Origin of the sequence: Luteimonas galliterrae (assembly GCF_023374055.1) — a bacterium.
In the GTDB taxonomy this organism is placed as follows: domain Bacteria; phylum Pseudomonadota; class Gammaproteobacteria; order Xanthomonadales; family Xanthomonadaceae; genus Luteimonas_C; species Luteimonas_C galliterrae.
Genome location: NZ_JAMBEP010000005.1, coordinates 38,047 through 65,018, shown reverse-complemented (window position 1 = coordinate 65,018; position 26,972 = coordinate 38,047). Strand labels below are relative to the sequence as shown.

Annotated in this window: 26 protein-coding genes; 12 read left to right on the top strand and 14 right to left on the bottom strand. The window is 66.0% G+C overall.

The window, feature by feature from the left end; genetic code table 11:
• Positions 1-49: 49 nt before the first annotated feature.
• The 3 genes from cls to M2650_RS15350 all read left to right on the top strand — a co-directional run bounded on the left by cls (position 50) and on the right by M2650_RS15350 (position 2,637).
• Positions 50-1,498 carry a cardiolipin synthase gene (cls, locus tag M2650_RS15360; protein ID WP_249476020.1) on the top strand — a complete coding sequence of 483 codons (1,449 nt, stop codon included), beginning with the start codon at positions 50-52 and terminating at the stop codon, positions 1,496-1,498.
• Positions 1,499-1,593: 95 nt separating this feature from the next.
• Positions 1,594-1,857 (top strand): hypothetical protein, encoded by a 264-nt coding sequence (locus M2650_RS15355; protein ID WP_249476018.1) that lies wholly within the window; start codon positions 1,594-1,596, stop codon positions 1,855-1,857.
• A gap of 30 nt (positions 1,858-1,887) precedes the next feature.
• Positions 1,888-2,637 (top strand): pyridoxine 5'-phosphate synthase, encoded by a 750-nt coding sequence (locus M2650_RS15350; RefSeq protein WP_249476017.1) that lies wholly within the window; start codon positions 1,888-1,890, stop codon positions 2,635-2,637.
• A 1,065-nt stretch (positions 2,638-3,702) separates the two neighbouring features.
• Here M2650_RS15350 and M2650_RS15345 read toward each other — a convergent pair.
• From M2650_RS15345 to dnaA, 11 genes are all read right to left on the bottom strand, one after another.
• Positions 3,703-4,116: an ExbD/TolR family protein gene (locus M2650_RS15345; protein WP_249476016.1), complete on the bottom strand. Its 414-nt coding sequence runs from the start codon at positions 4,114-4,116 to the stop codon at positions 3,703-3,705.
• A gap of 150 nt (positions 4,117-4,266) precedes the next feature.
• Positions 4,267-4,686: an ExbD/TolR family protein gene (locus M2650_RS15340; protein WP_249476014.1), complete on the bottom strand. Its 420-nt coding sequence runs from the start codon at positions 4,684-4,686 to the stop codon at positions 4,267-4,269.
• Between the two features lie 15 nt (positions 4,687-4,701).
• Complete coding sequence (locus M2650_RS15335) at positions 4,702-5,130, bottom strand: ExbD/TolR family protein (RefSeq protein ID WP_249476013.1); 429 nt, start codon at positions 5,128-5,130, stop codon at positions 4,702-4,704.
• Between the two features lie 39 nt (positions 5,131-5,169).
• Positions 5,170-5,922 (bottom strand): MotA/TolQ/ExbB proton channel family protein, encoded by a 753-nt coding sequence (locus tag M2650_RS15330; protein WP_249476011.1) that lies wholly within the window; start codon positions 5,920-5,922, stop codon positions 5,170-5,172.
• 97 nt (positions 5,923-6,019) lie between these two features.
• A complete protein-coding gene (locus M2650_RS15325) occupies positions 6,020-6,688 on the bottom strand; it encodes an energy transducer TonB (protein ID WP_249476009.1) in 669 nt (222 codons plus the stop codon).
• A gap of 146 nt (positions 6,689-6,834) precedes the next feature.
• Positions 6,835-7,986 (bottom strand): tetratricopeptide repeat protein, encoded by a 1,152-nt coding sequence (locus M2650_RS15320; protein ID WP_249476006.1) that lies wholly within the window; start codon positions 7,984-7,986, stop codon positions 6,835-6,837.
• Between the two features lie 117 nt (positions 7,987-8,103).
• Positions 8,104-8,907, bottom strand: a complete 804-nt coding sequence (locus M2650_RS15315; RefSeq protein ID WP_249476005.1) for a M48 family metallopeptidase — start codon at positions 8,905-8,907, stop codon at positions 8,104-8,106.
• 116 nt (positions 8,908-9,023) lie between these two features.
• Positions 9,024-11,477 carry a DNA topoisomerase (ATP-hydrolyzing) subunit B gene (gyrB, locus tag M2650_RS15310; protein WP_249476004.1) on the bottom strand — a complete coding sequence of 818 codons (2,454 nt, stop codon included), beginning with the start codon at positions 11,475-11,477 and terminating at the stop codon, positions 9,024-9,026.
• A gap of 273 nt (positions 11,478-11,750) precedes the next feature.
• Positions 11,751-12,833 carry a DNA replication/repair protein RecF gene (gene recF / locus M2650_RS15305; RefSeq protein ID WP_345779870.1) on the bottom strand — a complete coding sequence of 361 codons (1,083 nt, stop codon included), beginning with the start codon at positions 12,831-12,833 and terminating at the stop codon, positions 11,751-11,753.
• 73 nt (positions 12,834-12,906) lie between these two features.
• Positions 12,907-14,007: a DNA polymerase III subunit beta gene (gene dnaN / locus M2650_RS15300; RefSeq protein WP_249475998.1), complete on the bottom strand. Its 1,101-nt coding sequence runs from the start codon at positions 14,005-14,007 to the stop codon at positions 12,907-12,909.
• Positions 14,008-14,233: 226 nt separating this feature from the next.
• On the bottom strand, positions 14,234-15,574 hold the full coding sequence (gene dnaA, locus M2650_RS15295; protein WP_249475997.1) for a chromosomal replication initiator protein DnaA: 1,341 nt from the start codon (positions 15,572-15,574) through the stop codon (positions 14,234-14,236).
• Positions 15,575-15,775: 201 nt separating this feature from the next.
• On the opposite strand from dnaA, the gene rpmH reads away from it, so the two are divergent.
• The 9 genes from rpmH to M2650_RS15250 all read left to right on the top strand — a co-directional run bounded on the left by rpmH (position 15,776) and on the right by M2650_RS15250 (position 23,163).
• Complete coding sequence (gene rpmH, locus M2650_RS15290) at positions 15,776-15,916, top strand: 50S ribosomal protein L34 (RefSeq protein ID WP_137266561.1); 141 nt, start codon at positions 15,776-15,778, stop codon at positions 15,914-15,916.
• A gap of 35 nt (positions 15,917-15,951) precedes the next feature.
• Complete coding sequence (rnpA, locus tag M2650_RS15285) at positions 15,952-16,416, top strand: ribonuclease P protein component (RefSeq protein ID WP_249475994.1); 465 nt, start codon at positions 15,952-15,954, stop codon at positions 16,414-16,416.
• A gap of 15 nt (positions 16,417-16,431) precedes the next feature.
• A complete protein-coding gene (gene yidC, locus M2650_RS15280) occupies positions 16,432-18,132 on the top strand; it encodes a membrane protein insertase YidC (RefSeq protein WP_249475993.1) in 1,701 nt (566 codons plus the stop codon).
• 162 nt (positions 18,133-18,294) lie between these two features.
• Positions 18,295-19,632: a tRNA uridine-5-carboxymethylaminomethyl(34) synthesis GTPase MnmE gene (gene mnmE / locus M2650_RS15275; RefSeq protein WP_249475990.1), complete on the top strand. Its 1,338-nt coding sequence runs from the start codon at positions 18,295-18,297 to the stop codon at positions 19,630-19,632.
• Positions 19,633-19,733: 101 nt separating this feature from the next.
• Complete coding sequence (locus M2650_RS15270; protein ID WP_249475988.1) at positions 19,734-20,780, top strand: energy transducer TonB; 1,047 nt, start codon at positions 19,734-19,736, stop codon at positions 20,778-20,780.
• 175 nt (positions 20,781-20,955) lie between these two features.
• Positions 20,956-21,378 carry an ArsR/SmtB family transcription factor gene (locus M2650_RS15265; protein WP_249475986.1) on the top strand — a complete coding sequence of 141 codons (423 nt, stop codon included), beginning with the start codon at positions 20,956-20,958 and terminating at the stop codon, positions 21,376-21,378.
• Positions 21,375-21,875 (top strand): SRPBCC family protein, encoded by a 501-nt coding sequence (locus M2650_RS15260; protein WP_249475982.1) that lies wholly within the window; start codon positions 21,375-21,377, stop codon positions 21,873-21,875. The genes M2650_RS15265 and M2650_RS15260 overlap by 4 nt, the downstream gene beginning before the upstream one ends.
• Positions 21,872-22,312: a hypothetical protein gene (locus M2650_RS15255; protein WP_249475981.1), complete on the top strand. Its 441-nt coding sequence runs from the start codon at positions 21,872-21,874 to the stop codon at positions 22,310-22,312. The genes M2650_RS15260 and M2650_RS15255 overlap by 4 nt, the downstream gene beginning before the upstream one ends.
• A gap of 68 nt (positions 22,313-22,380) precedes the next feature.
• The gene (locus M2650_RS15250) at positions 22,381-23,163 is read left to right on the top strand and encodes a DNA alkylation repair protein (RefSeq protein WP_249475979.1); all 783 of its coding nucleotides are present in this window, start codon (positions 22,381-22,383) and stop codon (positions 23,161-23,163) included.
• Positions 23,164-23,301: 138 nt separating this feature from the next.
• Here M2650_RS15250 and M2650_RS15245 read toward each other — a convergent pair whose 3' ends face one another.
• The 3 genes from M2650_RS15245 to M2650_RS15235 form a co-directional block, all read right to left on the bottom strand.
• Positions 23,302-24,471: an ABC transporter permease gene (locus M2650_RS15245; RefSeq protein WP_249475977.1), complete on the bottom strand. Its 1,170-nt coding sequence runs from the start codon at positions 24,469-24,471 to the stop codon at positions 23,302-23,304.
• The gene (locus tag M2650_RS15240) at positions 24,468-25,214 is read right to left on the bottom strand and encodes an ABC transporter ATP-binding protein (RefSeq protein ID WP_249475974.1); all 747 of its coding nucleotides are present in this window, start codon (positions 25,212-25,214) and stop codon (positions 24,468-24,470) included. The genes M2650_RS15245 and M2650_RS15240 overlap by 4 nt, the downstream gene beginning before the upstream one ends.
• A gap of 84 nt (positions 25,215-25,298) precedes the next feature.
• The gene (locus tag M2650_RS15235) at positions 25,299-26,840 is read right to left on the bottom strand and encodes an alpha/beta hydrolase (protein ID WP_249475971.1); all 1,542 of its coding nucleotides are present in this window, start codon (positions 26,838-26,840) and stop codon (positions 25,299-25,301) included.
• Positions 26,841-26,972: the final 132 nt, after the last annotated feature.

Genomic DNA, 26,972 nt, shown 5'->3' with positions numbered 1-26,972 from the left:
CTACCCCCTGCCCGTCGCAGCGTCTGCGACACGTCGGAACCCCGCGCCGATGCTCGATTTGCTGCAGCAGGCCTGGCAAACGCTGGCCTCGATCCCGCACATCCGCCTGTATTTGGCGCTGGGCTGGCTGGGCTACCTGTTGTGGCTGGGCTCGTGGATCGTGCTGCAGAAGCGCGAACCGGTGGCGACCTTGAGCTGGCTGCTGGGCCTGGCGGTGCTGCCCTACGTGGGCTTCCTGGTTTACTACGTGTTCGGCCCGCAGAAGATCAAGCGGCAGCGGTTGCGGCGCGGCCGTACCCGCGCGTCGCATGCCGACCTGCCGGAAGGTTTTCGTCCTACCCCCGTCGCCGTGGAGCTGGCCAAGCTGGGCCAGGCTTCCACCGGCCTGGCACCGACCACGTGCCGCGACGTGCGCCTGCTGGTCGACGGCGGGCAGACCTACGACGCGCTACTGGAGGCGATCGCCGGCGCCGGGCACCACGTGCATCTGGAGTACTACATCTACTACCCCGACCGCACCGGCACCCTGGTGCGCGACGCCCTGGTCGAACGCGCCCGCGCCGGAGTCAAGGTGCGGCTGCTGCTGGATGCGGTCGGCTCGGGCAATGCGCCACGCCGCTTCTTCCAACCTTTGCTCGATGCCGGCGGAGAGCTGTGCTGGTTCCATCCGATGCGCTTCGGACGCTTCTGGAAACGGCCCTGGCTGAATATGCGCACCCACCGCAAGATCGTAGTCGTCGACGGGCGGATCGCCTTCACCGGCGGCATCAACATCACCGACGACGAGAACGAGCGGCTGCGGCCCGACGCCTACCGCGATCTGCATTTGCGCATCGAAGGCGATGCGGTGCGCTCGCTGCAGCGGGTGTTCGCCGAAGACTGGGCCTACGCCACCGGCAGCCGCGATTTCGTCGCCGAAGTCGTGCGCGCCACACCGGTGGCGCAGGGCGGCGATATCCCGACGCTGGCGCTGACGTCCGGGCCGGATTCGTCCTGGGAAGCGATCCACCGCATGCACGTGGCCGCCATCCACGAAGCGCGGCGCCGGGTCTGGTTGGTGACGCCGTATTTCGTTCCCGGCGAAGCGGCGATGATGGCCTTGACCTCGGCCGCGCTCGGCGGCCTGGACGTGCGCCTGCTGGTTCCCAAGATGAGCGACTCGCGCCTGGTCACCTACGCGGCCCGTTCGTATTTCGACGACCTGCTCGCCGCCGGGGTCAAGGTGTATGAATACGGGCCGCGCATGTTGCACAGCAAGGCGCTGCTCGTCGACGACGAGCTGGTGATGGTCGGTTCGGCCAATTTCGACCATCGCAGCTTCCGCCTGAATTTCGAATTGACGATGCTGTTCCGGGACTCCGCCCTGGCCGCTCAGATGGCGGCGCTGATCGAGGCCGAGCTGTCGCATGCGCCGCGGGTGCACGACGACCGGGCCCGTTCCCTATGGCGCTACCGGCTGCCCGAAGCGTTGGCGCGGCTGATGTCCCCGCTGCTGTGACGGCCGTCCGACAAGCGGTTTTTTTGCCCGGACGGCCCGCCTTGCGCCGCCCGCGATCGCGGTAGACTGCGCGGGTCGTCAACGGAGTGTTCACGATGGCTTGGCTGTTCCTATTGCTCGGATTGGTGGCGATGGTGGTCGCGATGAAGACCACGTCCATGCTGCTGATGGTCGTCTGCCTGCTGGCCGCACTGGTGTTGCTGGTGCTGTGGGCCTACAACTGGTACGCGAGCCGCGTGGTGAGCGTGAGCCGCGACGAGTCGCTGATGCTCGATCCGGAAGAGTTGCGCCGGCTGCGCGAACAGGCCCAAGCGCGCAAGCTCGCCGGCCAGGCGCCGCCGGAGCCGCCCGCGGGCTGACGTGCGGACCGCGCCCGACATGCGGCGGCGATGGTCGCGCTGAGCGTCAACGTCAACAAGATCGCGGTGCTGCGCAATTCGCGCGGCGGCGCCGATCCCGACGTGGTCCGCGCCGCGCGCGCTTGCCTGGATGCCGGCGCGCACGGCATCACCGTGCATCCGCGGCCGGACGCGCGCCATATCCGCGCCGACGACGTGACGGCGCTGGCGGCGCTGACCCGCGACTACGGCGTCGAATTGAATCTTGAAGGCAATCCTTTCGCGCCGCCGCGATCGGGCTACCCCGGTTTCGCGCAGTTGTGCGCGCAGGCGCGGCCGGCGCAGGCCACGCTGGTGCCCGATGGCGACGGCCAGCTGACTTCCGACCATGGTTTCGATTTCGGCCGCGACGCCGAGAAACTGCGGCCACGCATCGCCGAATTGAAAGCGCTGGGTTGCCGGGTCAGCCTGTTCGTCGATGCCGGCGTCGCCGATGTGGCGCGCGCCGCCGAACTCGGCGCAGACCGCATCGAGCTGTACACCGGCCCTTATGCCGAGGCGCATGCGCGCGGCGATGCGGCCGCTGCGCTCGCCGCGTGCGCGGCCACTGCGCGCCAGGCGCAGGCGGCGGGTTTGGGCGTGAATGCCGGCCACGATCTGAACCAGCAGAACCTACGCGAATTCGCGGCTGCGATTCCGAACCTGCTGGAAGTCTCGATCGGCCACGCCTTGATCGGCGAAGCGCTCTATGCCGGACTGGCCGATACCGTTAAAGCCTATTTGCGCCTGCTCAAAGGCTAAGCCGCAAATGAAGAAGACCCTCGCGCCGAACTCCGCCTTTGCTCTGTAGGGCGGAGCTTGCTCCGCTGCTCTTATCTTGTTCCAGCTTTGTAGAGCGGGGCTTGCCCCGCTGCTCTTGCTCTCAAGCCTTTCGCTCTTAAGCCTTTCGCTCTTAAGCCTTTCGCTCTTAAGCCTTTCGCTCTTAAGCCTTTCGCTCTTAAGCTTTTCATGCCGTCACCCCAGCGAACGCTGGGACCCATTTTTGCTTTCGCCCTCGCCCCTAAGCCGTCATCCCGGCGAAGGCCGGACTGCGCAGGCAGGATGCCGGAGCGAACATCCGCGCAGCGGATGGCCCGGAGGGCATGCCGCAGGAGCGGCATGTCATCCAGGCCCGCGTCCTCGCAGGTGCGCTGCGACTCGCGCCATGGACAAAGGCTTCCGGCTGCGCCGGGTCACTTTCTTTGTGGGCCCAAAGAAAGTAACCAAAGAAAGGGCCTGAACTGCGGTGCGATAGGTCGCGACTGAAAGTCCGCCTGCAGACCTGCTTTGGTCGTAGGTGACCTTACTTACGCAGGTACTAGATTTTGATTCGCAGCGTATGGGTGACGTGGCTTTTGCGGATTTGCGCTAAGGAGGCGTTCGGGTCGATCGCCTCGAATCTGAATGTCGAAGCGACGGAGGAATCCCGAGCGTTGGCGAGCGGTGGCCAAGAATACGGGGTGGCCCCATCGCCGGGATCCCTTCCAAAGGCCCTTTTTCTTTGGTTACTGTTCTTTTTGGGCCCATCAAAAAGAAAGTAACTCGGCCGCGGTTTTAGCGGACGAAACCCCGGCCCAAAGGGCCGGCAGGTCGCCACAACCCCAAGCCAAGGCAGCGGAGCAAGCTCCGCTCTACAAATGTAGGTGCGAATTCATTCGCACGCTCTTGATGCGTCGAAAGGCGTGCGAATGAATTCGCGCTACGAAAATCAGGAGCCTCGCGGCAAGGCGCTGGATCCGCCATTCGCAGGATTGGCGGCTTTAAGACCAAGTCAGCGGGCAAGCCCGCTCTACAGATCGCAGGCACGCGTTGCGAGGCTCGCGCCCGCTATCTGGCGTTCTGTACGAATCCGATCCGCTGCATATCGGCGTTCCGGGCCGCGGCCAGCACCTTGGCGAGCACGTCGTATTCGGCGTCATCGCTGCTGTCGATCTGCAGCACCGGCGGATTGGCCGGATCGCGCTGCACTTCGGCCTGCATCATCTGCTGCAGGGCCGCGACCGGCGTGGGCGACTCGTTCCAGAACACTTGGCTCGCGCCGTCGATACGCAAATCGATCGGCTCCGGCGGCGTGACGGTAATCGGTTGTGGCGGCGTTTGCGGCAGGTCCACGCGGATCCGCTGGGACAGCACCGGCATGGTCACCATGAAGATGATCAGCAACACCAGCATCACGTCGACCAGCGGGGTGATGTTGATGTCGGCGTTCGGGCGTTGCGCTGAAACGGTGGAATAAGGCATGGCGTCCTCCCCTCCGATTGGCACGCCACCACGCTACTCCCGTCGCCGCCGGCCGCGCAAGGGCGAAAAAAATGCCGCCCTTCCGGGCGGCATTGAAATCCACTTTGTTAGGTAAGCGCGCCGGACCGGCCGGCGTATTGCGTATTGCTCTTACTGCGTGTTCTGGACGAAGCCGATCTTGATCATTTCGGCGTTCTTGGCCGCGGCGAGGACCTTGGCGAGAACCTCGTACTGGGCCTCGTCGTTGGTCTCGATCTCAAGCGTGGGCTGGTTGGTCGGATCGCGCTGGACCTCGGCCGACATCATGTTCTGCAGAGCCGAGATCGGCGTCGGCGAATCGTTCCAGAACACTTCGTTCGACGCGTCGATGCGCAGACGGATCGGCTCCGGCGGTTCCTTCGGATTCTCCAACGGCTTGTCGGTCTTCTGCGGCAGGTCGACCTTGATCGGGAACGACTGGATCGGCATGGTCACCATGAAGATGATCAGCAACACCAGCATCACGTCGACCAGCGGCGTGACGTTGATATCGGCCATCGGGCCGCCACCGGAATTGGATGCGAATGCCATGTTCTATATCTCCGGTCAGCGCTTCTTTTCTTTGGTGGCCACGTAGCCGATATCCAACATGCCCTGGGCCTGCGCGATCTTGGTGATCTCGTTGATCGTGCGCATCTTGGTGGTCTTGTCCCCGCGCAGGTTCAGCGGCGGCTGCGGTTGCAGCTGGGCGGCGCTGGACAGGCGGCTTTCCAGGATGTCCTTGGTGATCGGCTCGTCGTTCCAATACAGCGATCCGTCTTCCTGCACGGACAATTGGATCGGCGTTGCCTTCAGCTTGGCGGCGTCCTCCTTCTTCTGGAGGTTGGCCTCGGGCAGCGTGATCTGCGTTTTATTCGTCATCAGCGGCGTGGTGATCATGAAGATGATCAGCAGCACCAGCATCACGTCCACCAGGGGCGTGACGTTGATTTCGGCCATGGGGCCGCCGCTCTCGTTGCCTGAACTGAAGGCCATGATCGGTTCCTCTATACCCTGCTGAGTCCGAACCGTCGCTTAGCGACGGGCCGGGGACTCGCCGACGCGGGCGCCGGTGGCGAAGAAGTCGTGCAGGTCGTGCGCGAACGTGTCGAACTTGTTGTTGGTGACGCGGTTCAGGCGCACGAAGAAGTTGTACGCGAGCACCGCCGGGATCGCCACGAACAGACCGATCGCGGTCATGATCAGGGCTTCACCCACCGGGCCGGCCACTGCCGAGATCGAAGCGTCGCCCGACGAGCCGATGCGGATCAGCGCGTGGTAGATGCCCCACACGGTGCCGAGCAGGCCGACGAACGGCGCGGTCGAACCGACCGTGGCGAGCACCGTCAGGCCGCTCTCCAGGCGCATCGACTCGCGGGTCACGCCCTGGCGCAGCGCGCGGTCGACGAACTCGGAGCGATTCAGCGACTCGACCAGGCGCGAGCCTTCGTGACGCTGGTGGTGTGCGGCGGCCTGGGCGGCGTCGAGCGCGATCTTCGAGAAGGGTTCGCCCTTGGGCTGCTCTTCCATGAAGCGGATCGCGTCCTGCGCGTTCGGGGTTTCCCAGAACGTGGTCACCACGCGGTCGGCGCGGCCCCTGAGGCGCATGTTCTTGATGAAATTGATGACGATCCAGTAGACCGACATTATCGACATCAGCGCTAGGGTGACGAACACCGCCCAGCCGACGAAGTCGAAGTTTTGGAGCAGTTCGGCGAAGCCCATCTGCTGTAGCGCCGCGGCGTTGTTGTTGCCTGCAGCGGCGGCGGTGGTGGTTTCCTGCAACATGACGCTTACCTTTAAATGTCGTGGAAGGAGTGGATGAGGCGTGTTTCTGTTTATTGAACCTTAGTACCGCTTTGCTAACACGGGCAACAGTAATCTGTCAGCCGAGCTTGAACTCGACCGGCACGCGGACGCGGCCGGTGGTCTTCTGTCCGCCCGATTGCGCGGGGTTGAAGCGCCAACGCTTGGCCGCCGCGACCGCTGCGCGATCGAGATTGCGGTTGCCGCTGGACTGCTCGACCTGCACATCGGTGGCGTTGCCGTTGGCGTCGACCGTGATGACCAGAACCACTGTGCCCTGGATGCCGCGGCGGTTTTCTTCCGGCGGATACTTGGGCGGATTCATGTTCTTCGACGAGATGTCGACGCTGGCTTCCATCGAAGCCACCGGCGCGGGCGGCGCAGGCGGCGCGGGCGGCGGCGCTTGGATATCGCTGGCGCGCGCTTCGTCGACGATGATCGGCGGCGCTTCCGGCGGCGGCGGCACCGGCGACGGGCGCGGCGGCGACAGCTCCTTGATCGGCGTCGGCTTGGGCGGTTCCGGTGGCGGCGGCGGTGGCGGCGGCGGCGGCGGCGGCGGTTCGATGAAGGTCACATCGACGCGGTCGTCGCGTTCGTCTTCTTGCGGCGGCGGCGAAATCGGTGCCAACAGCAGCAGCAGGGCCGCGACATGGATGGCGATCGCCAAGGTGATGCCGACGATGCGCGGCCAGTTGAGTCCTGGGTCGCGGTCGTCTTGGTTCTCGTGGCGGGCGAGGCGTTCGATCATGCGGGGCTCTGCAGTGGGCTCGGGCGCCGCAGCGCCGCGGATCAGTTTCGGTTACACGCGGCCAACTCGGCCGCATGAACCTCTTAGCTTATACCAATCGAGCGGGCTCGTTCCAATCGATTCCGCGCTTAATGAAATCCTTACTCTTACTTGAGCAAGGTCTTAGCCTCGTCCGGCTTCTTGACGCCCTTGTCCAGTGCCTTCTGCGCGGCCTCGCGGGCCTCGGCCTTCTTACCCTGGTAACTATAAACCTTGGCCAGGTTCAGGTAGGCCTCGCCGTCGGCGGCGATCGGCGCGGCCTTGCTGTACATCTCGACCGCGGTCTTGGTGTCGTCTTCTGTGTAGGCCTTCTGGGCGACGATCATGTAGGCCTTGGCCAATTCGGCGTCCTGCGGCAGCAGCCCCTTGGCGACGCCGTCGTTGATCACAGGCACCGCTTCTTTCCAGTTGTCCGAATTCAGGTAGCCGGCGTACAGCGCCTTGTATTCGCGGGCTTCGGTCAATTGGCCCTTCTTGTAGGCCTCGCCGAGCAGCGCATTGGCCTGGTCGTACTGGTCGGCCTGCTGCAACGATGCGACCGCGTTCATCAGCACGCGCTTGTCGTTCGGATTCTTGGCGAGCAGATCCTTGTAGAGCTTGGCCGCTTCGTCGTTGCGGCCGAGGCTGGCCAAGATGCTGCCGCGCATGGCCTGATACTTGGTGTCGGTGGTCTTGGTCTCGGCCAGGAAGCGGTCCAGCGTCTTCAGCGCCGCGTCGTTCTGCTCCAGGCTCAACTGCACGGCAGCCAGATTGCTCATCACTTGGTAGTGGCTGTTGTTGTCCAGGCCGTTGCTGTCCAGCGCCTTCTGGAAATACTCGGCGGCTTTGGCTTCGTTGTTCAAATCGGCCGAAGCGCTGCCGGCCAATTGATAAGCGAAGCCCTTTTCGTAAGGGTTGGCATCGGCCTTGGTCGCGATCTCTTCTGCTTTGGCGACGGTGCCTGCGTAATCCTGCTTCTCGTAAAGCTCCTGCGCAGCCTGCAGCGCTTTGAGCGCCTTGCTGCTGGCTTTGGCTTCGGGCTCCTGACGCGTGGCGTTGGGGAACAGCGGCGCTGCAGTCTCGGTCTTGCCTTCGTTCTTGGACTGGCCCAACTCGGCCTTACGCCGCTCGCGCTGCGCGCGCATGCTTTCCGAGCCGGCGGTACTGGTGTTCTGGCCGCTTTGCGACGAGGAGCCGCTCATCTGCGCGAAGGCGGGCATGGCCACGCCGGCCGCGATCGCGGCGGCAATCAGGAGCGGAGCGGTAGGAACGGTTTTCATCGAAACACCTCGAAAATATGACGATGGCCGCGACGGCGGTGGATGGGGACGTGGGAGCCGGGGGCGGCCACGCTAACAGAACGGACCTTCAAAAGTCGCAAAACCGGCGCATGCGCGTCAGCCGCAGTTCGGCCGGCGGCCGGCCGCGCGCGCCTGTTCGTAGGCCGGCACCAGCTGCGCCGAGCGCTGCTGCAGTTCGGCGATGCGCGCCTGCGGATCGGGATGCGTCGACAGCCATTGCGGCGGGCGGCTGCCGCCGGCGACGATCATGTTCTGCCACAGGTTCACGGCCTGGCGCGGATCGAAACCGGCCTGGGCCATGAGCTGCTGGCCGACCACATCCGCCTCGGTCTCCTGCTGGCGCGAGCCCGGCAGCAGGAAGCCGGTCTGCGCCAGCACGCTGCCGCCTTGCATCGCGGCGTTGCCGGCGCCTTCGCCGTAACGCGAGCCCGCCAATGCGCCGAGGATCTGCAGCGCACCCTGCGCGCCCATCTGCCGGGTGATGCGCTCGTCGTGATGGCGCGAGACCACATGGCCGATTTCGTGCGCGATCACCGCGGCCAGCTGGTCCTGGTTGCGCGCCACCGTGAAAATGCCGGTGTTGACCCCGACCTTGCCGCCCGGCAACGCGAAGGCGTTCGGTTCCTGGTTGGCGAACAATGCGGTTTCCCAACCGGCCTGCGCGCCCGGCGGCAGTTGCCGGGTGATCGCCGATACCACGCAACGCACGTAGGCGTTCTGCTTGGCGTTGCTGCTGATCGGGCCTTTGCTCTTGGCTTCGGCGAAGGCCTGCGCGCCGAGCTGGTTGAGCTCTTGCTGAGACACGGCGCCGACCATTTGCGTGCGTCCGGTCGGCGAGGTGGTCGTTGCGCACGCAGTGGCGACGCAAGCGATGGCTACGCTTAGAACGAGTGTCTTCATGGAAGGGTCCCGTGCGGACGGACTAAGGATGGGCTTCTTGTATGCCGGCCAACCTGAAGGGCGCGTCAAACCGCCTCCGCAGCGCCGAAGGGCGGTGATGGCGCCGGGTACGGCCGTCAAACGTCTAGGTTGGCCACCTTCAGCGCATTGTCTTCGATGAACTCGCGGCGCGGTTCCACCACGTCGCCCATCAGCGTGCTGAAGATCTGATCGGCCGCGACCGCGTCTTCGATCCTCACCTGCAGCAGGCGCCGCGTGTCCGGATTGACCGTGGTGTCCCACAGCTGCTCGGGATTCATTTCGCCCAGACCCTTGAAGCGCTGGATGCTGCGCCCCTTCTTGGCCTCTTCCAGCAGCCAGGCCTGCACTTCGGCGAAGCTGGCCACCGGTTGCGACTTGCCGCCGCGCACGATTTGCGCGCCTTCGCGGATCAGGCCGTGCAGCACGGCCGCGGCTTCGCGCAGCGGGCGCAGTTCGCCGCTCTCGAACGCCGACAGCGACAGCACCTGCACCATCTCCTGGCCCATGTGCTTGCGCGTGACCAGCAACGCGCCCGGACGGTCGTCGCGCGGCGGCTGCAAGGTGAGCGCGTAGCGCGGGCCGCCGATGCCGCCGCGGTTGAGCCGCGCTTGCAGGGCTTCCAGCTCGTGCTGCTCGTCGGTGTTCTCGGCCAAGCGCGCGGCGTCGAGCGGCGTGAAATCGATCAGCGATTCGAGCACGATCGGGTCGTAGCGATGCGTATTGCGCGCGATCGTCTCGCGCGCGCCGGCATAGGCCAGCAACAGTTTTTCCAGCGCCGCGCCGGTGATCGGCGGCTCGCCTGCGGCCGGGATCAGCGATGCGTTTTCGACCGCGTTGCCGGCGAGATAAGCGTTGAGCGCAGCGTCGTCCTTCAGGTACAGCTCCTGCTTGCCCTGCTTCAACTTGTACAGCGGCGGCAGGCCGATGTAGACGTGGCCGCGTTCGATCAGTTCGGGCATCTGCCGGTAGAAGAACGTCAGCAGCAGCGTGCGGATGTGCGAACCGTCGACGTCGGCGTCGGTCATGATGATGATGCGGTGGTAACGCAGCTTGTCCGGGTTGTATTCGTCCTTGCCGATGCCGGTGCCCAATGCGGTGATCAGCGTGCCGACTTCCGCGGACGCGAGCATGCGGTCGAAGCGCGCGCGCTCGACGTTGAGGATCTTGCCGCGCAACGGCAGCACCGCCTGGTTCTTGCGGTTGCGGCCCTGCTTGGCCGAACCGCCGGCCGAGTCGCCCTCGACGATGAACAGTTCGGACAACGCCGGGTCCTTCTCCTGGCAGTCGGCGAGCTTGCCCGGCAGGCCGGCGATATCCAGCGCGCCCTTGCGGCGAGTCAGGTCGCGGGCCTTACGGGCGGCCTCGCGGGCGCGGGCGGCGTCGATGATCTTGCCGGTGATGGCGCGCGCTTCGTTGGGGTGTTCTTGCAGGAACTCCTCCAAACGCGCACCGAACGTGCTCTCAACGACCGGCCTCACCTCGGAACTGACCAGCTTCTCCTTGGTCTGCGAGGAGAAGCTCGGGTCCGGCACCTTGACCGACAGCACCGCGATCATGCCCTCTCGCATGTCGTCGCCGGACAGCGTGATCTTGGCCTGCTTGGCGATGCCGTTCTGTTCGATGTAGTTGGTCAGCGTGCGCGTCAGCGCGGCGCGGAAACCGATCAAGTGGGTGCCGCCGTCCTTCTGCGGGATGTTGTTGGTGAAGCAGAACATCGTTTCCTGGTAGGCGTCCGTCCACTGCAGCGCGACGTCGACGGTGATGCCGTTCTGCTCGCCGGTCACCGAGATCACGTTCGGGTGCAATGGCGTTTTGAGCTGCGCCAGATGCTCGACGAAGGAGCGGATGCCGCCCTCGTACTGGAACAGGTCCGTGCGCCCTTCCCCGCGCTCGTCGATCAGCGTGATCTTGACGCCGGAATTGAGGAACGACAGTTCGCGCAGGCGTTTGGCCAGGATGTCGTAATGGAATTCGACATCGGTGAAGATTTCGGCCGCCGGCTTGAAGCGCAGCAGCGTGCCGCGCTTGTCCGATGCTTCCAGCTGCTTGAGCGGATACAGCGGCTCGCCGAGCGCGTATTCCTGCTGCCAGTGGTAGCCGTCGCGCCAGACGTCCAGCCACAAGTGCTCGGACAGCGCATTGACGACGGACACGCCGACGCCATGCAGACCGCCGGAAACCTTGTAGCTGTTGTCGTCGAACTTACCGCCGGCGTGCAGCACGGTCATGATCACTTCGGCCGCGGAAACGCCCTCTTCCTTGTGCGTATCTACCGGAATGCCGCGGCCGTTGTCGTACACGCCTACCGAGCCGTCTTCCAGGATCCGCACGACCACATCGTCGGCGTGGCCGGCGAGCGCTTCGTCGATCGCGTTGTCGACCACCTCGAACACCATGTGGTGCAGACCGGTGCCGTCGTGCACGTCGCCGATGTACATGCCGGGACGCTTGCGGACGGCTTCGAGGCCGCGCAATACGGTGATCTTGCTGGAGTCGTAATTCTGGTTCGGAGTTTCGGGGATGGTGCTGTCGTCGGTCGTTTCGGACATGCTTTTCGCGCGCTCCCGCGACGCCGGCGCGGAGCTCGGCATCGCGACACATTAGCTATAGGGGATTGCTCCGGGAATTATAGCATCCGGGACGCCCGCAAGCCGCCGTGTCGCGCCTTCTCCTGCCTGCGAGAGAGGGTTGGTGAGTGCGCAGGGAATTGCCGATCTCTGCGTGTCCCCTGGTGATGGAAACAAGGGTCGAAGCGATCTCAATCTCCGCGCGCCCTCATCCGACGCTTCGCGCCACCCGCACGCGGGAGAAGAATGGATTCGCTATTGCCTCATTATATCGCCGTGTTCCACGTGGAACCATGCGTCGTCGGGTTCCCGGTCGGCCGGAGCCGGCACTTCAGTCCCGGTAATGAAGACCTGAGCCCCACTCTGCCGCAGCCGCGCCAATAGCTGCCGCTGGTGGCGGCCGTCCAATTCGGACGCCAGATCGTCTAAGGCCACCACCGGCCACTCGCCACGGCGTTCGGCATAGTCCTCGGCCTGGGCCAGCAGGCAGGCCAGGGCCGTCAGCTTGGCCTGGCCACGGGACAGGGCCTCGCGCCCGGGGCGGGCGGCGTAGTCGATGCGCCAATCGGCGCGGTGCGGGCCGACCGAGGTGTGGCCGGTCAGCAGATCGCGATCCCGGGCCAGCAGCAATGCATCGGCCAGGGACAGGTCGTGGCGCCGCCAGCCCGGCTGGAAATGCAGCGTGGCCACGCCTAGCGACGGCACCAGGTCGGCCGCCACGCCGGCCAACCGGATCTGCAGACGCTCCAGGTACTGCTCGCGCCGGGAGGTGAGCGGCTCGCCCGCCTCGGCCAGCTCATGCTCCCAGGCATCCAGCTGCTCCGGCCGCGGCCGGCTCTTCAGCAAAGCGTTGCGCTGTTTAAGGGCGCGGGCATAACGCCGCCACAGCGGAAGAAAGTCTTGTTCCACGTGGAACAGCCCCCAATCGACCCAGCGACGGCGCGGCTCGCCGCCGCCCGCTATCAGGGCATGGCTGCCAGGCTCGAAGGTCACTACGGCCAAGGCCGCGCAGAGCTCGCCCAGGGCCGGCGCAGGAACACCGTCCAGTCGCCCCTCCCAGGACTGCCCGGCGTGGCGCAGACCGACGCGGCGAGCGCGTGCCGAGGCGGATTCCTCCCACTCGGCAAAAACTTCCAGCGCTTCGGCTCCGGTCCGGATCAGGCCGTCGCGGACCGGGCCGCGGAAACTGCGGCCATAGGCGAGCAGGTGAACCGCCTCGAGCACACTGGTCTTGCCCGCGCCGTTATCGCCGGTGATCCAGTTGAGGGTAGGCCCCGGCTGCAACGAGGTCGGCGCAAGCAGGCGCAAATTGCGGATGTCGAGCCGGGTCAGGCGCACGAGGCACCACCCAAACGACACCGCCCGGCAAGAGCCGGGCGGTAATGTTTCACGTGGAACTGCATTCGATCCATCAAAGCCGCAGCGGCATCACCACGTGGCGGCAGCGCTCGTTGCTGGCTTCGCGCACCAGGGCGGATGAATTGGCGTCGCGCAGGGCGATGACCACATGCTCGTCGCGCAGGGCGGAAAGCGCGTCGAGCAGATAATTGACGTTGAAGCCGATCGCCAGGCCGTCGACCTTGGTGTCGGCTTCGACTTCTTCTTGCGCCTCTTCCTGTTCGGGGTTATGGGCATTGATCTTCAACTGGCCCGGCGAAACTTCGACGCGCACGCCGCGGTATTTCTCGTTGGACAGGATGGCCGCACGCTGCAGCGAGGCGCGCAGGGCTTCGCGGTCGACCTTGACCTCGCGGTCGGCGCCGATCGGAATCACGGCCTCGTAGTCCGGGAAGCGACCATCGATCAGCTTGGAGGTGAACGTGACGTCGTCGCGCTTGACCCGGATGTGGCTGCGGCCGAGCTCGAGTTCCAGCGTGCGATCGCCGCCTTCCAGCAAGCGTTGCAACTCCTGCACGCCCTTGCGCGGCACGATGATCTGGCGCTTGCCGCCGCCGCCGCTTTCCAGGGCCGCTTCGCACAGCGCCAGACGATGGCCGTCGGTCGCCACGCATCGCAGGGTCTTGTCGCCCAGGTCGAATAGCAAGCCGTTGAGGTAATAACGCACGTCCTGCTGCGCCATCGCGAAGGCGGTGCGTTCGATCAGTTCCTTCAGCGAAGCCTCGGGCACCTGCACGCGTTCGGTCGCTTCGACTTCGTCGATCGACGGGAAATCGTTCGCGGGCAGGCTGGCCAGCGTGAAGCGGCTGCGACCGGCCTGGACCGTGATCTTGTCGCCGGACTGGCTGACGACGACCTTGCTGCCGTCGGGCAGGGCGCGGACGATCTCGAACCATTTGCGTGCCGGCACGGTGATCTCGCCATCCTGAGCGTCGTCGACCGCAGCGCGCGCGATCATCTCCACTTCCAGGTCGGTGCCGGTCAGCGACAGCTGTCCGTTCTTCACCTGTACCAGCAGATTGGCGAGAACGGGCAGGGTCTGCCGGCGTTCCACGACATTGACGACCTGCGCCAATGGTTTGAGCAAGACTTCGCGTTGCAGACTGAAACGCATGCGGCCCCGATCCCTTGTGCTCTGTTTCTAGACGGAAGGAATAAACAAAAAGCTGGTGGTGATGGTGTAGCCGAAATCTGTGGGTATATGACCTAAGTCAATGAATCCATTATGTTTTCAGAGACGCCATTGTGTTCTGGTAACTACGGTTGCGGGTACTGCACAAGCTGTGGGTAACTTTTCGGCCTGAAACTTTCCCCATCTTATCCACAGCGCTGGGCGAGAGTTACTCACTGAGCTTGCGGATCAACTTGTCCCAATCCTCGTGCAACTTGCCGTCGGTCTCGAGCAGGCTCCGGATCTGGCGGCAGGCGTGCAAGACGGTCGTGTGGTCGCGGCCGGCGAAGGCATCGCCGATCTCCGGCAGGCTGTGTTCGGTGAGCTCCTTGGCCAGCGCCATCGCCACCTGGCGCGGCCGGGCCAGCGAACGCGTCCGCCGCTTCGACAACAAGTCCTTCAATTGCAGGCCGTAGTAGTCTGCCACGGTCTTCTGGATATTGGGGATGCCGATCGCCTGCTGCTGCGCGCGCAACAGGTCGCGCAGCGTTTCCTGGGCGAATTCCGGGGTGATGCTGCGGCCGGTGAAGTTGGCGCGCGCGGCCAGCGTGTTGAGCGCGCCTTCCAGGTCGCGGACGTTGCTGCGCATCTTCTTGGCGATCAGGAAGGCGACGTCCTCGGGGATCATCGTGCCGCGCTCGCGCGCCTTGGACAGCACGATCTGCGCGCGCGTTTCGAAGTCCGGCGGTTCGATCGCCACCGACAGGCCCCAAGCCAAACGCGATTTCAGCCGCGGCTCCAGGCCTTCCACTTCGCGCGGATAACGGTCGCAGGTCAGGATGATCTGCTGCTTGCCGTCAAACAGCGCGTTGAAGGTGTGGAAGAACTCCTCCTGCGTGCGGTCCTTGCCGGCGAAGAATTGGATGTCGTCGATCAGCAGCGCGTCGACCTGCTGGAACTGGCGCTTGAAACCGTCCATCGCCTTGTCCTGCAGCGCTTTCATCATCGCGCTGAAGAACTGTTCCGAGCGCAGATACATCACGCGCGTCGCCGGATTGTGGGCGCGCATCGCGTTGCCGGCGGCGAACATCAGATGGGTCTTGCCCAGGCCCGTGCCGCCGTACAAAAGCAGCGGATTATGCGAGCGGTCGCCCGGACGCGTGGCTGCCTGCCAGGCAGCAGCGCGGCCGAGCTGGTTGCTGCGGCCTTCGACGAAATTATCGAAGGTGTAGTGATTGTCGAGATTGCCGTGGAAGGGCTCGGGTTGCCGCGTCGGCGCCGACATCGACATCGACGCCGCGACGGGCGAGGGCGCGCGCTTGAGCGCGCCGATTTCCAGGCTGACTTCGGGCGTGCCGGCGAAATGCGCCAGCAGTTCGCGGATGCGGTCCAGGTAGCGGTCGCGCACCTGTTCGACCACGAAGGCGTTCGGCGCGAACAGCACCAGGGCGTCGTCGCGCTGCGTCGCCTGCAGGGGTTTCAGCCAGGTGTGCACGTCCTCGGCCGGCAGTTCGGCTTCCAGGCGCTCCAGGCAACGTGGCCAGGCATCAAGGTTCGGAGTCAGGGTCATTCGGAAAGGCTGGCCGCACGACGCAGCGCGTCGCGAGAAGTTGTCGAAGCCGGGATGCGGGCAGACTATCACCGCGCCCCTGGCCGCGCATCAGCGTTCGTCGATTGGCAGACCGCCGGCACGGGCAAGAGGGGGCATTTGACCGCGTAGCAGGCAACCCGCTATGATTTCCGGTCTTGTTCACCGAAACCCGGCACGCTCATGGCCACCAAGCGCACCTACCAGCCCAGCAACCTCAAGCGTAAGCGCGACCACGGCTTCCGTGCCCGCATGAAGACCGCCGATGGCCGCAAGGTCCTCGCCCGTCGTCGTGCCAAGGGCCGCAAAGTCCTGTCGGCCTGAGTCGACCTGCCGGCCGTCCCGGCCGGAGTTTCGTGATGCCCACGCGTGCCCGCTTTCCGCGCAGCGCACGCCTGACGGCAGCGTCGGACTACGACGCCGCATTCAAGTCCGGACAACGTTTTAGCGACCCTCTTTTCGCCCTGCATTGGCGCCGCGGCGACGATGCCGCGCGCCTGGGTCTGGCCGTATCGCGCAAGGTCGATCGCCGCGCCGTGGTCCGCAACCGCATCAAGCGCGCGCTGCGCCAGCAATTTCGCCTGATCCGCGCCGACCTCGCCGGCGGCGATTACGTCTTCGTGGCGCGCGCCGCCGCCGCGGGCGCGACCGCCACGGCGCTCGCTGATGCGATGCGCGCCTTGCTCCGACGCGCCGGCGCGTTGCCGCGCCAGTCGACTGCGGGAGCGCCGCCCGGCACAATGCGCGGCGTTGCATCCGCCGATGCCGCCCCCAATCCAGATGTTCCCGCCCACGATTCCATGCCGGTGTCCGATCCCGGCTGAGCCTGCCGCTGCCTGATGAACCAGACCCGTGTTTTCCTGATCTTCGCCTGGCTGATGGTGGCGACCTTGTTGTGGATGGAGTGGGGCAAGGAACATGCCGCGCCGCCCACGTCGACGGCGCCGACCGAATCGGCCGTGCCCGCGGCTGCCGGCAACGTGCCGCCCGCCAGCGCCGACGCCATGGTCGGACCGATTCCCAGCGCCACGCCGTCGGGATCCGCACCGGCCGCGACCGTTGCGCCTGCCGGCGCAGCGCCTACGGTGACCGTCACCACCGACGTGCTCAAGATCAGCATGGATGGCGGCACGCTGAAGGTCGCCGACCTGTTGAAGTACCCGAGCACGGCCGACGAGAAGAGCGCGCCGGTGCGCTTGCTCGATCAGTCGCCGAACAGTTACTTCGAAGTGCGCAGCGGCTGGATCGACCAGCGCAATCCTTCGCAACGCAGCGTCTTCGTTCCCGAAGGCGGCCGCACCGATTTCGCGATGGCCCAGGGATCGCGCACGCTCGACGTGCCGTTCGTTTGGCACGGCCCGAACGGCGTGACCGTGCGGCGCGTCTATACGTTCACGCGCGGCCTGTACTCGGTGAAGGTGCGCGACGAAGTGACCAATGCCGGCAGCGCGCCGTGGCAGGGCTACGTCTACCGCGAACTCGAGCGCGTGCCGCGCGCGCTGGTGCGCAAGGGCCCGACCAGCGCCGAGCAGTACAGCTTCCAGGGCGCCGCCTGGTACAGCGACCAGGACAAATACGAGAAGCGCAAGTACGACGATTTCGCCGACGATCCGATGAGCAAGGAGATCACCGGCGGCTGGCTGGCGATGCTGCAGCACCATTATTTCGCCGCATGGATCCCGCAGCGCGACCAGGCCGCCCGCTACGAACTCGCGGTACGCAACGGCCGCTACGCGATCGACGCCAAAGGCCCCGCGTTCAACGTAGCGCCCGGCGAAACCCGAACGAGCGAAGCGCGCCTGTGGGTGGGCCCGAAGCTGGTCAATCAGATCACCGCGCAGCAGGTGCCCAGCCTGGAGCGGGCCGTCGATTTCAGCAGCTACGCGCTCATGGCCACGCTCGCCGGCTGGCTGTTCTGGGTGCTGGAGAAACTGCACGGCATCTTCGGCAACTGGGGCTGGGCGATCATCGGCCTGGTGGTGCTGATCAAGCTGTTGATGTATCCGCTGTCCGCGGCGCAGTACAAGTCGATGGCCAAGATGCGCAAGTTCCAGCCGCGCATCGCGCAGCTGAAAGAGCGCTACGGCGACGACAAACAGAAGTTCCAGATGGCGATGATGGAGCTGTACAAGAAGGAGAAGATCAACCCGGTCGGCGGCTGCCTGCCCATCCTCCTGCAGATGCCGGTGTTCCTGGCGCTGTACTGGATGCTGTCCGAATCGGTCGAGCTGCGCCATGCGCCCTGGATCGGCTGGATCCAGGACCTGACCGCGCGCGATCCGTACTTCATCCTGCCGTTGATCAACCTGGCGGTGATGTTCGCCACCCAGAAGCTGACGCCGGTGGCGCCGGGCATGGACCCGATGCAGCAGAAGATGATGCAGTGGATGCCGGTCGTGTTCGGCGTGATGTTCGCGTTCTTCCCGGCCGGCCTGGTGCTGTACTGGTGCACCAACGGCGCGCTCGGTCTGTTGCAGCAGTGGTGGAACACCAAGCGCTACAGCGATCCACCGGCGAAGGCCGGAACTGTCTCTACGTAAACGAAAAGCCCGCCCGCAAGGCGGGCTTTCCGCTTTTGCTCTCCCTGCTCTTCGTAGGAGCGGCTTTAGCCGCGAGCTTTTTCGATCCGGTCGCGGCGTCTTCCAGAAAGAGCTCGCGGCTAAAGCCGCTCCTACGAAAAGCGGACCGTGCGAACATAGCCCATGGCCGAAACATCCGACACCATCGTCGCGATCGCCACCGCGCCCGGCGCCGGCGGCGTGGGCATCGTGCGCTTGTCGGGGCCGCGATCGCTCGCGATCGCCGAAACTGCCTGCGCGAAGAAACTGCCCCCGCGCGTCGCCGAGCACGCGCGTTTCCGCGACGAGGGCGGCGCCACGCTCGACGACGGCATCGCGTTGTACTTCGCCGCACCCGCAAGCTATACGGGCGAAGACGTCGTCGAGCTGCAAGCGCACGGCAGCCCGGTGGTGCTGCAGCAACTGGTCGCGCGCTGCTGCGCGCTCGGCGCCCGCCATGCGCGGCCGGGGGAGTTCAGTGAACGCGCCTTCCTCAACGGCAAGCTCGACCTGACCCAAGCCGAAGCGGTCGCCGACCTGATCGCCGCCGCGGACATCCACGCCGCCCGCGCCGCCCGGCGTTCGCTCGACGGCGTGTTCTCGCGACGCGTCGATGCGATCGCCGACGAATTGCTCGCCTTGCGCGTGCACACCGAAGCCGCGATCGATTTCGCCGACGAACCGCTCGACACGCTCGGCGGCGAAGCGCTGCGCGCGCGACTGTCGCAAGCCCTGCAGGCGATGGACGCGCTTGCGTTGGAAGCGCAGCGCGGCCAGAAACTCCGCGACGGCCTGCACGCGGTGATCGTCGGCCCGCCGAACGCCGGCAAGAGTTCGTTGCTCAACGCGCTCGCCGGCAGCGAACGCGCCATCGTCACCGATATCGCCGGCACCACGCGCGATCTGCTGCGCGAAGCGGTGCGAATCGACGGCATCGAACTGATGCTGGTCGACACCGCCGGCCTGCGCGAGGGCGGCGACGCGATCGAACGCGAAGGCATGCGCCGCGCGCGCGACGAAGTGCGGCGGGCGGACTTGGCGATCGTGGTCCTCGACGCCCGCGATCCGATCGGCGGCCGCCAGGCCGTCGCCGACACCGTGGCCGGCGTGCCGCAGCGGCTGTGGCTGCATAACAAGTCCGACCTGCTCGGCGCCGCGGAGCCCGAACCTGAAGAAGGCGTCCTGCGCGTCTCCGCCCGCACCGGCGAGGGCCTGGACCGGCTCCACGCCGCCCTGCGCGACTACGCCACCGGCGGGCAGGCCGGCGACGGGGCGTTTACGGCCCGGGCCCGCCACGTCGAAGCCCTGCGCCGCGCCCAGGACCATGCCGCCATCGCCGAACGGGAACTGGCGGCCGAGGCCCTGGATCTGGCCGCCGAACGGCTGCGCCTGGCCCATGAGGCTCTGGGCGAGATCACCGGCCGGATCACCCCAAACGATCTACTCGGTCACATTTTTGCCAGTTTTTGCATCGGCAAATAGCCGGAAACGGACCTGTGCGGCTATTCATGGTTGACAAACGTCTCCTGCTGTCGCGTGCTACGCATACGTGCGCGAACCGCACCACAGGGGAGAGTTGTCACATGTACGTTGTAAAGCCATTTTCGCGGCTGGCGGCTTCGCGCCGGCCTTATTTCCACCTGACGCTCGGGCTGGCGCTCGCTTGCGTCGTCGTCGGCTGCAGCAAGGACGAGCCCGCGCCTGGCGCCGCCGCGCCGGGCAGCCAAGCCGCGCAAGCGGTCGCGCCGCCGCAGCCGGCCGTGTCCGCCGAAGTGGCGGCGATGGGCGCCGATCAGCTGCGCGAGTCCGCCAGCACGGCGCTGCGCGAACAACGCCTGTACGCGCCGGCCGGCAACAATGCGATGGAGTACTACCTGGCGCTGCGCGACAAGCAGCCCAACGATCCGGCCGTCGCCAGCGCGCTGACCGATCTGCAGCCGTACGCGCTGATCGCCACCGAGCAGAGCATCGGCCGCGAAGACTTCGTCGAAGCGCAGCGCCTGTACGCGCTGATGGAGAAGACCGACCCGCAAGCGCCGGCATTGCCGCGCCTGAAGACCAGCATCGCGGCCGCGCAACAGGCCGTCGCGCAGCGCGCCGTCGACGAGAAGACCCGCACCGAAGAAGAGGCCAAGCGCCTGGCGGACCTGGAAAAGCAACGCGCCGCGCAACAGCAGCAGGAACAGCAGCGCGCCGCGGCGCAGCTCGCGCAGCAGCAGTCCGCCGCAGCGCCGGCCGCGCCTGCGCCGGACACCGCGGCCCAGGCCGCGGCCGCACAACGCGAAGCCGACCGCCGTGCCGCCGAACAGCGCGCCGCGCAACAGGCTGCCGCGGCAGCGCCGGCACCGCCGCCGCCGGCGGCCGCCAGCGCGTCCAGCGATCTGCGTCCGATCAGCATGCCGCAGCCGCGCTATCCGGCCGCCGCACTGCGCGCGCGCCAAAGCGGGCAGGTGCAGGTGGAATTCACCGTGGCGCCCGACGGTTCGGTCAGCGCAGCGCGCGTGGTCAGCGCCCAGCCCGACCGCGTGTTCGATCGCGAAGCGGTTGCGGCGGTCAAGCGCTGGCGTTTCCAGCCGGTCGATTCGCCGGTCACCACTCGCCGCACGATCGCTTTCAATCCGGGTAACTGACCCGCAACGCGACGCAACCAAGCCTCATCCAAAGCCCGGCGAAAGCCGGGCTTTTTTGTCGGCCAGCCTCGGCAGGGCATGGCGATCGGCCCCTTCTGAAAGCGCCGGCGGCCGGCCTTGACAGCGACGATTTCTTATATAACTATTAAGTTATGAAACTAGTGAGTTATACAATATGACCCCGCAACGCCTCGACGCCACCTTCGCCGCCCTTGCCGACCCCACCCGGCGCGCCATCCTGGCCCGGCTGGCCCTGGGCGAAGCCTCGGTGACCGAATTGGCCGAGCCGTTCGCGATCAGCCAACCGGCGATCTCCAAGCATCTGAAGGTGCTCGAACGCGCCGGCCTGATCTCGATCGGCAGCGATGCGCAACGGCGGCCGCGCCGGCTCGAGCCCGAGCCGCTGGCCGAAGCCAACCAATGGCTGGAGCGCTACCGCGAATTCTGGGAAGCCTCGTTCCTGCGGCTGGACGACCTACTCGACGAAATGAAGGCCATTCGCGGACCCACTGCGCCGCCCGCCGATGCGTCGTCGTCCAAAAAAAGCCGAACCACCATCCATCGCAGCACGACGAACAAGAGAGGAGAGAAGGAATGAACTTCGCAGGCACGTTCAAGATCAGTACGCCGTCGGACACCGAGATCCAGATCAGCCGCGATTTCGCCGCGCCGCGCGAACTCGTCTTCGACGCATTCACCCAACCGGAATTGCTCAAGCGATGGCTGTCCGGCCCGCCGGGCTGGTCGTTCGTCGTTTGCGAAGTGGATCTTCGCGTAGGCGGCGCGTACCGCTTCGTGTGGCGCGGCCCGGACGGCACCGAGATGGGCCTGGGCGGCGTGCATCGCGAAATCGCGCGCCCCGAACGCGTGGTCAGCACCCAGCTTTACGATCAGGATTGGACAGGCGGCGAAGCGATCGGCACCTTGCTGCTGACCGAGAAGGACGGCGTCACCCGCAGCACCAATACCATCCGCTATCAATCGAAAGAGGCGCGCGACGGCGCGCTCGCGTCCGGCATGGACCAGGGCATGGCGGCCGGCTACGACCGTCTCGAAGAACTGCTGCCGGCGTTGCAAGTGGAGGATCGGTCATGACCGCGCAAACGCTTCCGGCCGCGCCGCGGCCGCGCCAACTCGGGCGCAGCGCATTGGCGGTAATCGCGGGTTTCCTCACCGTCGTCGTGCTGTCGCTGGGGACCGATCAATGGCTGCACATGCTCCATGTCTATCCGCCGTGGGGGCAGCCGATGCACGCACCGGAATTGAATCTGCTCGCGCTGGCCTACCGCCTCGTCTACACGGTGCTCGGCGGCTACGTGACGGCGCGGCTGGCGCCGCATTCGCCGATGCGACACGCATGGATATTGGGCTTCGTCGGTTTGTTCTTCGGCATCGTCGGCGCGATGGCCGCGATCCCGATGGACCTGGGACCGGCCTGGTATCCGGTCGCGATCGTGCTGACCGCATTGCCCTGCACCTGGCTCGGAGGCCGTTGGCGGCTGCGGCAATCTTCCGCACGCCGGTCGCGATGATCCGCCTCGCCAGCCGCAGCAGCGACGCATCGAACTCAACCCGCCGTTGATCGACTGAGGCGAACATCATGAAAAAAGCCGCCGCCAAAAGCGCTGCTGCAGAAAACGCAGCGCCGCGCAAACGCGCGACAAAAGCGGCGTCGGCGAAAGCCGAAGCCGCAGGAGCAGCCGATGCGCGGGCGCAATCCGCGCTGAGTTGGTTGAAACGCCACAGCAGCAAAGCTACTCGCGACGGCATGGCGCGATACGGCCTGCCATCGGACCGCGCGCTGGGCGTGACGATGGCGGACATGCTGGCGCTGGCCAAACGCCTGGGCCGCGACCACGCACTCGCCGCCGCGCTCTGGGACACCGGCGTGTACGAGGCGCGGATGGTGGCCTCGATGGTCGACGACCCTGCGCAGGTTACCGTCGCGCAGATGGATCGCTGGTGCAAGGATTTCGACAACTGGGGCCTCTGCGACACGGTTTGCTTCAAACTGTTCGATCGCGCGCCGCATGCCTGGGCGAAGGTGACGCAGTGGAGCGGCAAGCGCGAAGAGTTCGTCAGGCGCGCGGCGTTCGCTTTGCTGTGGGGGCTCACCGTGCACGACAAGCAAGCCGCGGATGCGAAATACATCGAAGGCCTGCGTCTGATCGAACGCGCGGCCGGCGACGAGCGGAATTTCGTCAAGAAAGCCGTGAACATGGCGTTGCGCGCGACCGGAAAACGCAATCGCGCGCTCAATGCCGCCGCGGTCGCGACCGCGAAGCGGCTGGCGGATGCTTCCAACATAACGGCCCAATGGGTGGGCAAGGATGCGCTCAGGGAGCTGACGAGCCCCGCCGTGACTCGGCGTCTGGTGGCCTGATCCGCTTTCGTAGGCGCGAATTCATTCGCACGCTCTCCGCGCTATGCAAGGACCGTAGCCCGGGTAAGCGAAGCGCACCCGGGAAACACGCCGCCGCTCGATCCCGGGTGCGCTTCGCTTACCCGGGCTACGGGATCATCAGGCCGATATGGCCAGCTTCTCCTGGTGGTAGCGCCTGGTCGCTGCGAACCACAACAACGCGGCCAGTCCGAAGCCGGCGACGAAATACACCAACCATTCCATCGGCGATACCGCTTCGCTGCGCACCACCTTCAGCAGCATCTGGTTCTGCGCCAGGAACGGCACCGCGAACATCCACAATTGGTTCTTGACCGGGCTGACCATCAGCACGATGGTCGGGATCATCGGCATCAGCATCAGGAAGGTCATGTAGCTCTGCGCCTCCTTCACCGATTTCGCACCGGCGGCGATGAAGGTCAGCAGCGACGTGCCGATGAACAGCATCGGCAGCAGCACCACCAGCATCTTGGCGATCGCCATCATGCCCATGTCCAGCTGCTTGGCGATGCCGGGCGCCATCGCCGCGCCTAATTTGAAGGCCAGCAACGTCAGCAACAGGCTGGCCAGACCAACGGTGCACGCGGCGGCGATCTTGCCGCTGACCACCGCGCCGCGCGCCGCGGGTGTAGCCAGCAATGGCTCCAACGACTGGCGCTCGCGTTCGCCCGCGGTCGCATCGATGATCAGATAGGCGCCGCCGAGGAAGGCGCTGAGGATCAGCAGATAAGGAAGCATCGCCATTGCGATGCCCTTGCGCGATTCGGGCGTCGACAGGTCCTTGTGCGACACCGCCAGCGGCGCGGCGACGCTGGGATTGATGCCGCGCGACAGCAGGCGCAATGCGCCGACCTGCTGGCCGTAGCGCGCCAGCGCGCCTTCCAGGCGCCGCACCGGCACCTCCGCGTCCTGGCGGGTACTGTCGTGCACGATCTCGACCAGCGCCGGCGAACCTTCGCGCCATTGCTTGGCATAGTCCGCGCCGATCTTCAGGTAGACGTCTTCGTCCTGGCTGCGGATCGCCGCATCCGGATCGCCGGCGAGCGTCTTGCGCTCGATGCCCTGGCCGGCGAGCCAGGCGACCAGGTTCGGCGCCTGCTCGGCGCCGACCATGGCGATCGACAGCGGCTTCTCCATCTGGTCCTTGGCCCGCGACTCGGCCAGCGTCAGCAGGCCGACGAACAGCGCCGGCGCGAGCAGCGGGCCCATCACCAGCGCCAGCATCAGCGTGCGCCGATCGCGCGACAGTTCCAGCAATTCCTTCCACCAGACGATCCACATCGAAGTCATGCGTGCAACCCCTCATCCGAACCGATCAGCCTGACGAAAGCGTCCTCGAGATTGTCCTCGCCGGTCTGCGCGCGCAGCTCGTCCGCGGTGCCTTGCGCGCCGACGCGGCCGTGCGCGATCACCACCACCCGGTCGCACAGCGCGGCGACCTCCTGCATGATGTGGCTGGAGAAGATCACGCAGCGCCCTTCGTCGCGCAGCTGTTTCAGGAATCCGCGCAGGCCGCGCGTGGTCATCACGTCCAGGCCGTTGGTCGGCTCGTCCAGGATCACGTTGCGCGGGTCGTGCACCAGCGCGCGCGCGATCGCGGTCTTGGTGCGCTGGCCCTGGCTGAAACCTTCGGTCTGGCGATCGAGGAAATCCTCCATCTGCAGCGCTTGCGACAGCGCCTGCGTACGCCGGTCGATATCGGCGCGCGACATGCCGTGCAGTTCGCCGAAATAGCGGATGTTCTCGCGCGCGGTCAGGCGCTTGTACACGCCGCGCGCATCCGGCAGCACGCCCAGCGCGCGGCGGGCGGCGGCGGGATCGTCGGCCACGTCGCGGCCGTCGACCAGCACGCGGCCCCGTTCCGGCGCCATCAGCGTGTACAGCATGCGCAGCGTCGTGGTCTTGCCGGCGCCGTTGGGGCCGAGCAGGCCGGTGATCTCGCCGTCGCGCGCGGTGAACCCGACGTCGTCGACGGCGATCACGTCGCCGGTCTTGCTCTTGAAGGTCTTGCGGAGGTTTTCAGCGATGATCATGGCGGGTATTCGAGATTGGGGATTGGGGATTCGAAGCGGCGCTGGAGTGGGTGGGTTACGAATCCCCAATCCCAAATCCCTGCTTCACGGATCCCAGCCGTTGAAATCGGTGAACGGCGGCGTATAGGCCAATTTGTCCAAACACTTCGCGTCCAGTGCTTTTGCGTCCGCAGTTTCCAGGAACTGCGCGAACAGCTTGGGCATGCAGCCGGCGCCGATCACGTTGTGGCCCTGGCCGCGTAGCGTCAGCGCGCGACCCTTGCGCAGCGTCTTGACCACGCTGTCGGCGTAGCTCGGCGGCGTGACCGGATCCAACTCGCCGGAGATAAGCAGGGCAGGCACGGGCGTCGTCAGCGGTTGATGGAAATCCGCCGGACGCGCGCCTTTGGGCCACACCGCGCACTGCGCGATCAGTATGTCGACGAGCGCATTGCCGAGCAGCGACGTCGACATCGACGGATCGCCGCGCACACCGTCGACGTCCTCCGTGCAGATCACGGAAAGCTGCATGCCGTAGGCCATCTGTTCGGCCAGGCCGCTGGTCAGCAGCTTGGACAGCGCCATCAGGCCTTCGTAGCGGCCCTGGCTGGCCTCGTTGATCTGCAGCGGCAGCAGCGCCGCCGCCGCGGGCGCATAAGCGTACATGCGCGCCAGCCCGGCCACGTGCGCAGGCAGCAGTCTTTCCTGTTTCTGCTCGCCGGTGTTGGCGTCGCGATAGGTCACCGTCGGCGGTTCGGCTTTCAGCTTCGCCATCAGCGCGTCGAGCCGCTGGCGCGGATCGCCGAGCGCCTTCGCGCAGCTGGGGATCTTTGCGCAGCGACCGAACTGCAACGCCAGCGCGTTCTCCAGGTTGCGCGCGAAATCGTTGCCCAGGTAGATCGCGTTCGGCGCGACCGAATCCAGCGTGATCGTGCGCGTATGCGCCGGATAGCGCATCGCATACTGCTGGGCGACGCGGGTGCCGTAGGAAATGCCGATCAGGTTGATCTGCGCGGCGCCGATCGCCTTGCGCACGGCATCGAGATCGCGCACCGCATCGGTGGTCGTGTAGAAGCGCAGGTCGGCGTCCTTGGCGAGCCTGTCGCGGCATTTCTCGGCCTCTTCGCGCGCGATCCGCAGCGAAGCCGCATCGTCCGCCGATTCGTCCTGCTCGCCGTCGCTCTTGCAGGCCAGCGGATGCGAGCCGCCGGTGCCGCGCTGGTCGACCAGGATCACGTCGCGCTTCTTCAGCGCTTCGGCGAAGGCCGGCGCGACGGCGGGATAGCTTTCGGTCGCGGCTTGGCCGGGACCGCCGGCCAGCAGGAATACCGGATCCGGCGCGTGTTCGCCCTTGTCGTCCGCCGGAATCCAAGCGATGTTGAGCGCTATTTTGCGTCCCGCCGGCAACGCGGGATTCTCGGCGACCGACAGCGCGCCGCACTGCGCCTCGATGCTGCCCGCGCCGAACTGCGAAGCCAGGGTACAGGGCTTGAAGGCGAGGCTGCCGAGCATGCGCGGCGCGGCGTCGTGCGCGGCGACGGCGGCCTTGCCTGCCGGCGCATCTTTCTTATGGGCGCTGTAGTAGCGGTAGCCCAAGAAAGCGATCAGGAACAGCACGATCACGACGATTCTGGTTTTTCGGGACATGGCGGCCTGCGGAATTTGAGGCGAAGGCTAGGGTCTTAGGATGACATGACGCGGCTGCGGGCTACATGTGACCAGGGTCGGATCGGCTGACGCCTGCTCCGGCGCCGTGGGTGCGAATTCATTCGCACGCTC